The organism is Acinetobacter bereziniae (genome assembly GCF_016576965.1).
GTDB lineage: Bacteria > Pseudomonadota > Gammaproteobacteria > Pseudomonadales > Moraxellaceae > Acinetobacter > Acinetobacter bereziniae.
Genome location: NZ_CP066119.1, coordinates 88,555 through 100,963 on the forward strand (window position 1 = coordinate 88,555; position 12,409 = coordinate 100,963).

General features: G+C 32.1%; 13 protein-coding genes. All 13 read left to right on the forward strand.

Going from position 1 to position 12,409, the window contains the following annotated elements; genetic code table 11:
* Positions 1-7 precede the first annotated feature (7 nt).
* The 13 genes from rfbD to I9192_RS00455 all read left to right on the forward strand — a co-directional run bounded on the left by rfbD (position 8) and on the right by I9192_RS00455 (position 12,401).
* Entirely contained in the window at positions 8-916 is a 909-nt protein-coding gene (gene rfbD, locus I9192_RS00395) for a dTDP-4-dehydrorhamnose reductase (RefSeq protein WP_010590917.1), read from the forward strand.
* The gene (gene rfbA / locus I9192_RS00400) at positions 913-1,815 is read left to right on the forward strand and encodes a glucose-1-phosphate thymidylyltransferase RfbA (protein WP_005034713.1); all 903 of its coding nucleotides are present in this window, start codon (positions 913-915) and stop codon (positions 1,813-1,815) included. Before rfbD ends, rfbA begins: the two co-directional genes overlap by 4 nt.
* A 36-nt stretch (positions 1,816-1,851) precedes the next feature.
* Positions 1,852-2,424 carry a dTDP-4-dehydrorhamnose 3,5-epimerase gene (gene rfbC / locus I9192_RS00405; RefSeq protein ID WP_005034711.1) on the forward strand — a complete coding sequence of 191 codons (573 nt, stop codon included), beginning with the start codon at positions 1,852-1,854 and terminating at the stop codon, positions 2,422-2,424.
* Between the two features lie 52 nt (positions 2,425-2,476).
* Positions 2,477-3,739, forward strand: coding sequence for a flippase (locus I9192_RS00410; RefSeq protein WP_005034708.1), 1,263 nt, complete (start codon positions 2,477-2,479; stop codon positions 3,737-3,739).
* Positions 3,736-4,872 carry a non-hydrolyzing UDP-N-acetylglucosamine 2-epimerase gene (gene wecB, locus I9192_RS00415; RefSeq protein WP_005034706.1) on the forward strand — a complete coding sequence of 379 codons (1,137 nt, stop codon included), beginning with the start codon at positions 3,736-3,738 and terminating at the stop codon, positions 4,870-4,872. The genes I9192_RS00410 and wecB overlap by 4 nt, the downstream gene beginning before the upstream one ends.
* Positions 4,873-4,882: 10 nt before the next feature.
* Positions 4,883-5,929, forward strand: a complete 1,047-nt coding sequence (locus I9192_RS00420) for a glycosyltransferase (RefSeq protein WP_005034703.1) — start codon at positions 4,883-4,885, stop codon at positions 5,927-5,929.
* 95 nt (positions 5,930-6,024) lie between these two features.
* Positions 6,025-6,864: a DUF707 domain-containing protein gene (locus tag I9192_RS00425; protein WP_005034701.1), complete on the forward strand. Its 840-nt coding sequence runs from the start codon at positions 6,025-6,027 to the stop codon at positions 6,862-6,864.
* Positions 6,865-6,891: 27 nt separating this feature from the next.
* Complete coding sequence (locus I9192_RS00430; RefSeq protein ID WP_005034698.1) at positions 6,892-7,935, forward strand: EpsG family protein; 1,044 nt, start codon at positions 6,892-6,894, stop codon at positions 7,933-7,935.
* Between the two features lies 1 nt (position 7,936).
* Positions 7,937-8,746, forward strand: coding sequence for a beta-1,6-N-acetylglucosaminyltransferase (locus tag I9192_RS00435; RefSeq protein WP_005034695.1), 810 nt, complete (start codon positions 7,937-7,939; stop codon positions 8,744-8,746).
* 12 nt (positions 8,747-8,758) lie between these two features.
* Complete coding sequence (locus I9192_RS00440; protein WP_010590919.1) at positions 8,759-9,589, forward strand: glycosyltransferase; 831 nt, start codon at positions 8,759-8,761, stop codon at positions 9,587-9,589.
* Between the two features lie 16 nt (positions 9,590-9,605).
* The gene (locus tag I9192_RS00445) at positions 9,606-10,226 is read left to right on the forward strand and encodes a sugar transferase (protein WP_005034690.1); all 621 of its coding nucleotides are present in this window, start codon (positions 9,606-9,608) and stop codon (positions 10,224-10,226) included.
* A 24-nt stretch (positions 10,227-10,250) separates the two neighbouring features.
* Positions 10,251-11,126 (forward strand): UTP--glucose-1-phosphate uridylyltransferase GalU, encoded by an 876-nt coding sequence (gene galU, locus I9192_RS00450; protein ID WP_005034689.1) that lies wholly within the window; start codon positions 10,251-10,253, stop codon positions 11,124-11,126.
* A gap of 15 nt (positions 11,127-11,141) precedes the next feature.
* Positions 11,142-12,401, forward strand: coding sequence for a UDP binding domain-containing protein (locus I9192_RS00455; protein ID WP_005034687.1), 1,260 nt, complete (start codon positions 11,142-11,144; stop codon positions 12,399-12,401).
* Positions 12,402-12,409 lie beyond the last annotated feature (8 nt).

A 12,409-nucleotide genomic window follows, 5' to 3' on the forward strand; every position in this document is an offset into this window, starting at 1 on the left:
TACTATGATGAAGATTTTATTACTTGGAAAAAATGGGCAGGTTGGCTGGGAGTTGCAACGTGCCTTACAGCCAGTAGGTCTAGTCATTGCTCTTGACCGCACGATTAATAAAAATGGTTTATGTGGCGATCTAGCAAATTTTGATCAAATTAAAAATGTATTTGAAAAAGTTCAACCAGATATCGTAGTCAATGCTGCCGCATATACAGCTGTTGATCAAGCTGAATCAGATCAAGAAAATGCTGATCTGATTAACCATCTTGCTGTTAAAAAACTTGCTGAACTTTGTGTAAAAGAAAAGGCGTTGCTGATCCATTATTCGACGGATTATGTGTTTAATGGTAAGGGAGGAACAGCATGGTCTGAAAATGATCAATCTGAGCCTGTAAATCTTTATGGACAAACTAAACGATTGGGTGAAATTGCTATTGAAAAAAGTGGGTGCGCATATATCAACTTTAGAACATGTTGGGTATATGGCTCACATGGTAATAATTTTATCAAAACCATGTTGAAATTAGCATCAAGTCGTGAAGAGTTAAATATTATCGATGATCAAATAGGTGCTCCAACAGGAGCTGCCTTGATTGCTGATGTTACTTGTCAAGCTTTGAAATATTACTTACTGGCTGGTTTAGATCAACAAAAACAGTTACATGGTCACTATCATCTTGCGCCTACAGGTCAATGTTCATGGTATGAATATGCGCAGTTTATTTTTGATTTTGCAAAACAAAAAGGTCAAAATTTAGTAATTCAAAAAGTCAATCCGATTGAAACATCGGCATATCCAACACCTGCAAGACGTCCATTAAATTCGCGTTTAAATACCATGAAACTACAAACAAATTTTAAAATACATCTACCCGAATGGAAGTTAGGTGTAGCACAAGTTTTAGAGGAAATAATTAAATGAGCCAAATAAAACGTAAAGGTATTATTCTTGCTGGTGGGTCTGGAACACGTTTGTATCCGATCACAATGGGTACATCAAAACAGCTCCTTCCAATTTATGATAAACCGATGATTTACTATCCCTTATCAGTGTTGATGTTGGCTGGAATTAATGAAGTTCTTATTATTTCAACACCAGAAGATTTACCTAATTTTGAAAAGTTATTAGGTACGGGAGAAGAGTTGGGAATAACACTTTCTTATAAAGTACAGCCTTCACCAGACGGCTTAGCTCAGGCTTTTATTTTAGGTGAAGATTTCATTGGTAATGACAATGTTTGTCTTATCCTCGGAGATAATATCTTTTATGGACAAAGCTTTGGAGCACAGTTAAAACGGGCTTCTGAACGACAAACTGGGGCAACTGTGTTTGGATATTATGTTAATGATCCTGAACGTTTTGGTGTGGTTGACTTTGACTCAACCGGCAAAGCGCTAAGCATAGAAGAAAAACCAAAACAACCTAAATCAAATTATGCAGTTACTGGACTTTATTTTTATGACAATAAGGTGGTTGAAATTGCAAAAAATATTAAACCATCACATCGTGGTGAGTTAGAGATAACTGATGTAAATAATGTCTATTTACAACAAGAAGGGCTCAATGTTGAACTACTTGGTCGAGGATTTGCTTGGTTGGATACAGGTACACATGAGTCGTTACTTGAAGCAAGTCAATTTGTTCAAACAGTTGAGCATCGCCAAGGACTGAAAATTGCGTGCTTAGAAGAAATTGCTTTTAATAATGGTTGGATTGATGCTGAACAGTTATTCAATAGAGCAACTTTTTTTAAGAAGACAGGTTATGGTCAATATTTGTTAAAATTGTACCAAGAACACCAAAAGAAATCAAAAGATTAATTTGTAATCAAGCTTAAAGCCTGGGTAGAGAACTAAATGAATGTAATTGAAACAAAAATTAAAGGCCTTTTAATACTTGAACCTAAAGTGTTTGGGGATGACCGTGGTTGGTTTATGGAAAGCTTTAATCAGAAAGCTTTTGAACTCATACTCCAAGAGCGCGGTTTAAATATTCCTCAGTTTGTTCAAGACAATCATTCTTTATCTCAAAAAGGTGTATTGAGAGGTCTTCATTATCAACTTGACCCATATGCACAGGGTAAGCTTGTACGGGTAGTTCAAGGGCGTGCTTGGGATGTGGCTGTTGATATTCGAGAAGGCTCAGAAACGTATGGGCAATGGGTTGGTGTTGAACTTTCGGGTGAAAATCATAAGCAATTTTGGATTCCTGAAGGTTTTGCACATGGTTTTATTGCATTAGAGGACAATACTCAATTTTTATATAAAACCACAAATTATTATAATAAAAAAAGTGAGAGAGGAATTGTATGGAATGATCCAGCTATTGCGATTGAATGGCCAATAGGTGACATTGATAATATTTTAGTAAGTAATAAGGATGCCGAGGTATCTACACTTAATATTATGAAAGGATTAAGATTAAGTTAGTTGCTTTTAAAATCATATTAAACATGTAAAGAGATTGAGATGAGTTACAACGTTGTTAGCTAAATTTAATAAATTAATACATAACGAAGAGAAAAGAAGATTTTTAGGTAACTTCTTTTCCCTAGCAATGTTGCAGGGTCTAAACTATATTTTACCCCTTTTGACCCTACCATATCTTGTGCGAGTTTTAGGTGCGGAAAACTTTGGTTTATTAGCTTTTGCAACAGCAATAATAGGTTATTTTATTGTTTTAACGGATTATGGTTTCAACTTTACTGCAACAAGAGAAGTTACACTTCATCGCGATGACAAAGATAAATTAAGTGAAATTTTTAGTTCAGTAATGACTATAAAATTTATACTTTTTATTGTTTCATTATTTATACTTACAATTTTAATTATAATATTTAATAAGTTTAGTGTTGACCCTTGGTTATACTATCTAACATTTGGAACAGTACTAGGGCAAATTCTATTTCCTGTATGGTTTTTTCAGGGTATAGAGCAAATGCGCTATATTACTATTATAAACATCATATCCAAAGTATTTTTTACTATTACTATTTTTATTTTGGTTAAACAGAGTTCTGATTATTTATTGGTTCCATTATTGACTTCACTTGGAGCGATATGTGCAGGAATTTATTCTTTATTTTTGGTTTATAAAAAGTTTGATATTGAATTCAAGATTCAAAAAATAAATATTGTGATCAGTTATTTGCAGGGTGGATCAAATTTATTTTATACATCATTACTTGGAAATTTACTAATCTCATCTGGAACAGTTGTTTTGTCTTTTGTATCAACAAACACAATAGTTGGATATTATTCGGCAGCGGAAAGATTATTTAGAGCAATAGTGGGTTTATTTGCCCCAATTACACAAGCACTTTATCCTATAAGTTGTAGAAAAGTTATGTATGAAGAAACAGCAAGATTATATATAAGAAAAGTCGCTTTAATTATTGGTGGAATGGCACTATTTATAGGAGTAACAGTTGCTATTTTTTCCGAAAAAATAATCGCCTTGGTGTACGGTATAGCCTTTCAGCCTTATAGCTATATTTTGGCAGTTATGATGATATGGTTGTTTTTTGGAGTGATCAATAACATTATTGGCATACAATATTTATCTGCGTCAAGAAAAGATAAATTTTATACATTTTCATTCATTGTGGCTGGACTGATTACAGTATTCTTGAATTTAGTATTAATTCCACATTTATTGATCAATGGTGTGATAGTTTCAATGATTGTAGGTGAAGTGCTTCTAACTATTTGTATGTTGGCATTGATTTATAGGTTTAAATTATGAAAAAGATTCTCATTGTTTTTGGTACACGCCCAGAAGCGATTAAAATGGCTCCATTAGTTAAAGAGTTCAAAAAAAATAATAATTTTGAAACGAAAGTTTGTGTGACTGCTCAGCATAGACAAATGTTGGATCAAGTCTTAGAGATTTTTGATATTGTTCCTGAGTATGATTTGAATATCATGAAAAAAGGTCAGGATCTGTATGATATTACAGCAAATGTTTTAGTAGGAATAAGAGAGGTTTTAGGGGATTTCAAGCCAGATATAGTATTTGTGCATGGCGATACCTCTACAACATTTTCAACTAGTTTAGCAGCTTTCTACTCTAAGATTAAAGTTGGTCATATTGAAGCAGGTTTAAGAACTTTTGACATTTATTCTCCATGGCCCGAGGAGGGAAATCGCCAATTGACAGGAGTTTTATCAACTTACCATTTTGCGCCGACTTTACAAAGTAAAAATAATCTATTAAGAGAAGGGAAACAAAATGAAAATATTTATGTGACAGGAAATACTGTTATTGATGCTTTGAAATATGTCTTGCGAAGAATTGAACATCAACCAACTTTAAAGCAGAAAATTAAATCAAATATTTGCAATCAATATAGATTAGATGAAACACGAAAGATTATTTTAGTCACAGGACATAGGCGTGAAAATTTTGGTCAAGGGTTTGTTAATATTTGTGAAGGTTTAAAGGAATTAGCCCAGAATAATCCTAATATTGATATTGTATATCCGGTCCATTTAAATCCAAATGTTCAAAAACCTGTCAATGAAATTTTATCTGATATTGAAAATATTTATTTGATTAAACCATTACAGTATGAAGAGTTCATTTTTCTAATGAATCAAGCATATTTTATTATTACGGATAGTGGTGGTATTCAAGAGGAAGCTCCATCACTTGGAAAACCAGTGTTAGTGATGCGTGATACGACTGAACGTCCAGAAGCACTTGAAGCTGGCACAGTTAAATTGATAGGTTGTGATAAAGTAACTTTAGTGATTGAAGCCCAAAAACTACTTCATGACAATGAGGAATATGAAAAAATGGCACGTGCTTATAATCCATATGGTGATGGGAATTCATGTTCTAGAATCGTCGAAATTTATACAGAATTAAGTAAATGAGATTAGTGCCGTGATATTATTTCTAAGTAAATTTCCACAAACTGAATCAGAATATCGTGATGGTTTTTTTCAGAGGGTAGCGAGTATCGATCAGTTTTATCAAAAAGATGAGCGAATTTATTTAGATATAAGTTTGTTTCATAATTGGAAAAAAAAAGCTTCAAAAAATGGCTTAAGAATAGATGTTTCTTGTAATATATTGTTGCACTTTTTTTATATACTAAATTGTTTTAATAAATCTTCATTTGTATATATACAATCAATTTATAATGCAATATATTCTATTTTTTTTATTTTAATATTTAATAAGTTCTTTGTTCTAGATCTTCATGGAGTTGTTCCTGAAGAGTTAATGATGAAGAATAAGAAAATTCATACATTAGTTGCTGGATTTATAGAGCGTGTATTGTTTAAAAAGATAAACGTGTGTATTGCTGTAACTAATAAAATGGTGACACATTATAAGAAAAAATATCCATCAAGTAGTTGTCAATTTATTGTATATGCAATTATTCCTAGTCATTTAAAGAGAAAAGAAATTAATGATAATGATTATTTGTCTGATAAGATAGAAATAATATACAGTGGAAATACACAAATTTGGCAAAATATAGATCTTATGCTTGAAGCGATAAAGAAGAATTTAGATGATAAGTTTAGATTTACAATATTGACTGGAGAGCCTAATCAGATTTTAAAAAAATTAAAAGAGTTTCAGATAGACCATAACCAATTATTAGTAAAATCAGTAAAACCTAATGAATTGGAAGATTACTATAGGAAAAGCCATTATGGTTTTGTTTTAAGAAATGATATTTTAGTGAATCAAGTAGCTTGTCCGACAAAAATTATTGAATATTTAACCTACGGTATTATACCTATCGTACTCTCAGAAAAAATAGGTGATTTTGAGGATTATGGCTATGAATATATCATGTTGGATGAATTGAATAATCAATTACCTTTACGAAAAAGTATGAAGAACTTAGCAGTTATTCAAGAGATATTTGATAAAAATGATTACGATCTAAAAGCTGAGATCTATAAATTTTTTTAAATATTAATTGTATGAGAACGATTTTATGTGATTTTTTATCATGATATAATATTAATTCATCTTTTTGAATTAAAATTTGATGTTAGGTAGGTTTTATGAGTTTGTCGATAAGATTGTTTAATAAAATACATCATTTTATTTTAGGTTTGAATAGGATTAATAAACAAAAAAAATTCTTGACAAATGAGGTTCCTAAAAAGTTTGTGATAGACTCATCTATTGGGAAAAAGAAAATTTTACTCATAGGCATTTATTTAACAGATTATCCAAACCAAGCTATTCATTTGATGGAGCAATTTTCTAAATCAAATGAGCATACTGTTGATCAAAAATGGGTCGCAATTGGTGGTAATGAAGTTCCAGAAGAGTTGAAATCATCGACAATTTTACATTTGAAAGAAAAAACACCGAAATTTAAACTTTTAAATCAAATTTTTTCAGGTATTAAGCTAAATACATATGATTATTTGATAGTTACTGATGATGATATTGTTGTTCATGATCAGTTTTTAGATGTGTATATTGATATAGTGGATAGATATAACCTAAAAATTGCTCAACCTTCTAGGACAAGGCATAGCTTTAATATTCATAAAATTGTTTTACAAAATAGAAATACCATTGCAAGAGTTACTAATTTTGTAGAAATTGGTCCTATTTTTTCATTTCATTCCTCAATATTTCAATATGTTCTACCATTTCCTGACGGTGCTGAAATGGGATGGGGATTAGATTATATTTGGCCGAAAATCGCTGAAAAATATAAATTTAAAATAGGTATTGTTGATGAAGTTGCTGTAGATCATAGCTATAGACCTCAAAGCAAAACTTATTCTAATCATAAGAGTTTTGATGAGATGAATAAACTTTTATGCCAATATAATCATAATTATGAAGAAAGGAAAAAGACAATTGAAAAAATTCTTTTTAAATAAGCTGAAATTATTGTGAGTACTCTATAAATGCTATTAATTCGTAGGCATAGACTATTATTAATTTCTTTCATCTTCTTAGCTTTTATTGTCACTTTTCGCGGTAAAACTAGGGATACAATAGTTTATAAATATGTATATGAAAATTTAGAGTATATGAATTTAGGTTCAGTTAGTGGATTTTATTCAAACTCAGGTATGGAAATAGGTTATGGGTATTTAAGCTATATAGTTTCTATTTTGTTTGATGATTATCGTGTGGTTTTTTTTATAATTTCTTTTTCAATTTTATATTGTTTGTATAAGGTGTCATTGTATCTTAGGATTAATATAATAGTATTTTTTTTAGTATATATAACGAATTATTACTTTGTCATGCAACAGTTTATGCAAATAAGACAAGGGCTTTCAACGGCACTTGTTTTCTATGGAGCATTACTTTTTTTTAATAAAAAGTATTACTCTAGTTTAGGGTTGTTTATTATAGCCTGCTTATTTCATCAAACAGCTTTTGCATTTGTTTTCTTTTTTATTGGATATTTACTGACAAAATCTTTTTTTGAAAGATATAGAGGTAATTTATTGGTTTATATAAGCATAATTATAGGTGTTATTCTAGTTTGTAAGTCTATATTGTTTATTATTCCGGATTATTTTGTACGTGTAGCATCTTATACAGATAGTGATTATTCGGAGGTTTTAAGCCCTTTCCGTTTAACCTCATTAAGATTCTATTTATTATTCATTTTTTTCCAAATATTTCTTTGTTTTTTCTTTAAAAATAAACCCCAAGATAATTTGTATAAAAATGAAAGTCTTTTTCTAGTTTTTTTGTTAGTGACCTATGCTGTAGGATTGGGTATTCGTATAGGATTCAATGATTTTGCAATTTTAAGCACCCGTCTCTCAGAGTTTTTTTTGTTTGCTGAGATTTTTTTAACTAGTTTTATTTTTTCATATAAAAGAACGGATATAAAGTTTTTAATTTTGTTTGTACTTTATTTGATTGCTCAGATTTTTATTTTAGTAAATCAACTTGATTATGTATTTATTGATTATTTTAAGGAAATCTAGTATGTTAGCTAAAAATGCTTTCTTGGTTCTTGCCCATAAGCCAATCGAACATATTTATAATTATGCAAAAGAACGTCATGATTCTAATTTTTATATACATATTGATAAAAAAACTGATATTAAATTAATTAAAACTAAAGAGCTAAATAATGTCTTTTTTTTAAATGAAAATGAGAGGGTTGATATAACATGGGCTGGCTTTTCTATGGTGAAGGCGACTTTAAATTTAATTAATTTTGCTCTAAGGCATGATCAAGAAAATTCCTTTTTTCATTTAATTAGTGGTGATGATGTAATTCTTGGAAAAAAATTAGAGTGGAATAATTCAGATATTTATATTGAATGTCATGTTTCCAAAAAACATCAATATAGAATGCGTTTTAATATGCTGCATGCAGATACGAAATATCAGCGAACATTATTAGGAAAATTAATAACACAGTTTTATAAGAAATTGGATAGTATATTGCCAACGAGTGAAACTTTCTATTTTGGAAGTCAATGGTTTTCGATTCGCAGAAATGAATTGCAAATATTAACTGCGTCTATTACCACAGAGGATCTAGAATACTTTAGAAAGAAACTTTGCCCTGATGAACATTTTTTTCAATATTTAATTGCAAAAAATGAAATGCTACATAAGGTTTCTAGTTTTGGTAATAAACGTTTTATTAAATTTGATATTAATTTTCAACATGGATCTAGTCCAATATTTTTAACTGTAAGGCAGTTGATGGAAGCCCAAAAAGAAAATTATTGGTTTGCAAGAAAAGTCGAATTTCAAGAAATGCAAAAATTTTCTCTAAATTAAATGAAGTACAGTATGGAATTTTCATTATTATTATCACTTTACTTTAAGGAAAGCCCTGTATCTTTAAATCAGTGCTTTCAAAGCGTTTGGACTAATCAAAAAACTCATCCCAACGAAATAGTTTTAGTATTAGATGGTCCAATTGGAGATGAGTTAATACAATGTCTTTTATTTTGGCAAAGAGAACTTGGTAATATTTTAAAAGTTATTGCGCTAGAGCAAAACATTGGTCTTGGTAGAGCTTTAAACGAAGGCTTAAAGCATTGTTCAAATGAATGGGTTCTTCGTATGGATACAGATGATATTTGTACTCCTGATCGATTTGAAAAGCAGATTGAATTTATAAATAATAATCCAAATGTTGTTTTGTTTGGTGGACAAGTTTTAGAGTTTGAAAATGAACCAAATGATTCTCAAGCTTTAAAAGCTGTACCAACATCAAATGACGAAATTCAAAAATTTGCGCAAAAGCGTTGTCCTTTCAATCATATGACTGTAGCATATAAGAAGTCTATAATCAATGAATTAGGTGGGTATCAACATCATTTATATATGGAAGATTACAATCTCTGGTTACGTGTCATTGGTGCTGGTTATGTGGTAGCAAATTTGCCTGATATTGTACTTTATGCGCGTGTAGGTAATGGTATGCATGCACGTCGTAAAGGTTTAGAATATATTAAAAGTGAAAAACAATTACTAAATTTAAAAAAACAACTTAAGTTGCAGAATCCAATTCATGCTAATATGCTATTTTTAATAAGATCAGCATTTAGGCTGATACCTAGTTCACTGTTAGGAAAAATTTATAATACTTTTCTGCGGAAAAAAGTTAAAAAATAGAGTGGTAAATTAAGTAATGAAACGATTGGTAGATATAGTTATATCATTGACGGCATTAATAATTTTGTCGCCTATTTTTTTATTTGTTGCCTACAAAGTGCGCAAAAACCTAGGCTCTCCGATCTTTTTCTATCAAGAACGCCCAGGTAAGAACGGTAAACTTTTTAAAATGATGAAGTTTCGTTCGATGAAAGATGCAAATGATGCTCATGGTAACCCATTACCTGATGAGCAACGTATCACGCCTTTTGGACAAAAACTACGCTCAACCAGTTTAGATGAAATGCCTCAACTGATTAATGTGCTCAAAGGGGATATGAGCGTCGTTGGTCCTAGACCAATGCTGAAAGAGTTTGTTGAACTTTACTCACCTGAACAAGCACGTCGTTTAGAAGTTCGTCCTGGTATGACAGGACTTGCTCAAATTAGTGGTCGTAATGAATTGGACTATGAAGAACGTTTTAAATGCGATGTTTGGTATGTCGACAACCAAAGCTTATTAGTCGATTTTAAAATTATGTTTAAAACTGTTTCTGTTATGACCAATCGTGAGGGGATTAATGCTCCTGGTCATGTTGGTCCTTCTCTTTTTAAAGGGAATGAAACAGAAGCAAAAAATGATGAAGTAAAGTCTTAAGTTAATATATTGAAGTTTTAAGTTATGATCAAAAAAGCCATTCTCCCTGTTGCTGGTTTAGGAACACGTTTTTTACCTGCAAGCAAATCTATTCCTAAAGAAATGGTGACTGTGGTTGATCGCCCTGCCATTGAGTATGTGGTCAAAGAAGCTGTGGCAGCAGGTATTGAACAAATTATTTTGGTGACGCATTCTTCAAAAGCATCTATAGAAAATTATTTTGATCGTAATTTTGAGCTTGAAACAACATTAGAAAACAAGAAAAAAATAGATTTACTCAAAGAAATTACTGAAATTTTACCGAGCAATGTCAGCGTGGTTAGCGTCAGACAGCCTCAACCATTGGGTTTAGGTCACGCTGTGTTATGTGCAAAATCTGTAGTTGGTGATGAAGATTTTGCTGTGTTATTACCAGATGTGTTAGTCAAAGAAAATAGCGCTGAAAATGATCTTGCACGTATGATTCAACGCTTTAACTCATCGAAAGCATCACAAATTATGGTTGAAGCTGTGCCTGATCATTTGGTAGATCAATATGGTATTGTAGATGTTGAAGCCTCGCCTGAAGAAGGTGAAAGTGTTGTGATGCAAGGTATTGTAGAGAAGCCTGCAGTTGGTACTGCACCTTCAAATCTATCTGTTGTGGGACGTTATGTACTGCCTGCTAAAATTATGCAGTTACTTGAACAAACGCCAAAAGGTGCAGGAAACGAAATCCAACTGACCGATGCGATCGCAGCATTACAAAAAATAGAAAATGTAGAAGCCTATCGAATGAAAGGTCAAACTTTTGATTGTGGTAGTAAAATTGGTTATTTAAAAGCTGTATTGCACTATGGTGTAGAACATCCAAAACTCGGTGACGAATTCAAACAACTCATCAAAGAACTGAATTTATAAAATATTGGGTATGATATGAATATTTGTGTATTTGGCACAACACTTCAAGCTGGCGTTCTCGCTGGCTTGTTTGCTGAATATGGGCATCATGTGTATTGGTGCCCTCAAGTAGGCGTTGAAAAACAGTCCTCAGTTCATTACCAAGATGAAGATTTAAATCAGCTGATTCAAAAACAAATTAAAAATCATGCCATTGAATTGGTTGGGGTAAAGCAACTCCAACTACACAGTGAAGTTTTTTTATTTAGTTTTAACCCGTCTGAATTTGATCAAGCCAAAAAATTAGCTGAAGAACTCAAGCGAAGCCCCATCATACATCCAAAGTTAATGATTAATGGTTCAACCTTTGGTTTGGAGGGGACAGAAACACTGAAAGAAATTTTGGTTGCCGATCATTGGGCGTATTTGCCAGATACGATTCAAGAAGGTAATGCAATTCAAAGTTTTACTGGACTAAAGCAGGTGATCATTGGTGTCGATCATGTGGCGACCCAACCAATTGTAAAAGAGTTGTTAAGACCATTTTTCCAATTAAAACACCAATATCTTTTTATGCCATTTTTAGATGCTGAATTTACCAAACTGAGTATTTCGGGCATGTTAGCAACACGTATCAGCTATATGAATGATATGGCGCAAGTGGCAGAAAAACTCAATATTGATATTCAAAATGTAAAACAAGGTTTAGCTGCGGATAATCGAATTGGTGCGAGCTATCTCTCTTCTGGTGTAGGTTTTGGTGGTGAGAATTTTTCTCATGATATTTTAACCCTCACAGGCACGGTTGCAGGTTCTGGAATAAAGAGCCAATTACTTGATCAGGTTTGGAATATCAATGAACAGCAAAAGGAAATTTTGTTTCGCAAGCTGTGGAATTATTACCAAGGGCAACTAACAGGTAAAATTGTTGCGATTTGGGGTGCGTCATTTAAAGAAAATACCTCAAGTATCGAAAACTCTCCAATTCATGCCATGCTTGCTGCACTTTGGGCACAAGGTGCAATTGTTCAACTCCATGACCCACAAGCATTAGAGCGAGTATCTGCTCTCTATGGTGAGCGCAGTGATTTAATCTTGTGCCATGATCAATATCAAGCCGTCGAAAATGCACATGCCTTATGCCTATTAACCGCTTGGAAGCAATATTGGAGTCCAGATTACACTCAACTTGTGCAGAAAATGGCGCATCCATTTATTCTAGATGGACGTAATATCTGGGATCCAGAATTTGTCAAAGGACAAGGTTTTGCTTATCAAGGTGTGGGGCGCGTATGATAACGTCG